At 30.8% G+C, this 1,890-nt stretch carries 1 protein-coding gene; it reads left to right on the forward strand.

The window, feature by feature from the left end:
• Window positions 1–190: 190 nt before the first annotated feature.
• Window positions 191–1,890: BspA family leucine-rich repeat surface protein (locus DW196_RS11015; RefSeq protein ID WP_118251292.1), on the forward strand; the 1,700-nt coding region annotated here is incomplete at its 3' end.

A 1,890-nucleotide genomic window follows, 5' to 3' on the forward strand; every position in this document is an offset into this window, starting at 1 on the left:
CTACAAGCCCTAAAAAAATAGTTGAAAAAATTTGATACTACTTGGTTTCTATGAATGGCTTATAGAATTTAATCAATTACTACGATTTAGTGTACAGACCATTATGTTAACTTATTTTCACTATCGAATAAAGTATAAAAAAAATAATTTTTATGGTATAATAAATGAAAATTTATGTTGGGAGAATATTATGAAAAAATTAGTAATAACATTTTTATTTTTTGGTTATATTGTATTTTTCTCTGAAAATGTGGTTGCTGTAAATCAAATAATTAAAGTGACACCTAGTCAATTTGATGAAAATTTTAGTCTCCTAGGTGGTGCTGAAAAGACAAGTCAAACCGCTAATTATGTTGATGTAAGATTAACTAAAGCTATTCCAAATAGTCCAAATGGTAGATTTAGGTTTAACGATTATCTTTCCTTTGATTCAGATTTTTCATTACAAACTGGTATGAAAGTTATAAAAAATTATAATAGTGTACCTGCTGATGGATTTAGTTTTATATTTTACCAAGGTCTGCCAGACTTAAATAAAGGTATGCCAGGTCAAGGTCTAGGTATGTTGGGTATTCCAGATGCTATGGGATTAATTGTCGATTTATATTATAATCCTAAAGATGATAATAACGTTAAATATTGGCAAGATCCTGAGGATGCGGAGGATCCTAAATATTTACCATATTTTCAGATATGGTCTACTGATGAAAATGGACTTGGAAAAAGAGAAATGTATCAGACATATGGTAATTTTGAAAGTAATTTTTATTTTGGTAATGTTAAAGATGTCAACATAACTTATACTGCTAGTACACGAAGAATAAATTATCAAGTTCAATCAAGTACTGGGATGACAACTTACTGGTATACTGTACCTGAATCATATAGATATGGTTCACTTCTAGTGAGTGGATCAGTAGGTGGTTCTGCAGCTGAACAAACTGTTCGATTTAAAGGATTTACGTATCAATCTTATCGGGAGCGAACAGTAGAATTCGTAGATAATGTAACTGGAGAAGTGGTAAAAACAACTAAGGTATCAGGGCAGCCATACGACACATATTCGATTGATCCGATGTACATGGCTAAATCAAAAGATGATGGTGGTAAGGATATTACACCTTATTATACAATAGACGATCCATCCATTATTAAGGGTCAATTTGGAACAATCAAAGACGATATGGAATTTGATGAAAATGGACAACCATTAGATCACTGGAAAACGACTAAAATCAATGTTACAGCTCGTCCAGTTTGGGGTGATGTTCCATGGGAATTTACTCCAGAAACTGGGGTACTAACTTTTCTGACTAATGGAAAATTGAATGAATATACCCAATCACCATGGAATAGAACAGATAAATATAAATTAAATCCTAAAGATATTAAGCAAATTGTCTTTAAGGATTCTGTTGTTTCTCCTAAAGATTCTTCATATCTATTTTCATCTATAACCAATAATGAATTATCTAATTTAACAAGTATTGAGGGTATAGATTTAATTGATGTCTCTCAAACCACAGATACTAGTTACATGTTCAAGGGAGCTTCTAATTTAGTTAGTTTACCTATAAATAATTGGAATACTTCAAATGTGACTAATATGACAGGTATGTTTAGTTCAGTATCTGGTTTAGAAATGCTAGACTTATCAAAATGGGATACCTTAAAGGTCGTTAACATGAATTCAATGTTTTCTGATGCAACTTCTTTAAAATCACTAAATATTAGTGGATTTGTTACGCTAAAGACAGATGTGACAGATATGTTTAGTAATACATCTAATTTGTCTAGTCTAACTTTGGGAACATACTTTAGAGACAATACATTTAAATCTAATTTACCTAATATACCTCATAATGGTCAATGGAAGCATCAAAGTACTAA

The sequence above is a fragment of the Vagococcus sp. AM17-17 genome (genome assembly GCF_003471765.1).
Lineage (GTDB): Bacteria > Bacillota > Bacilli > Lactobacillales > Vagococcaceae > Vagococcus > Vagococcus teuberi.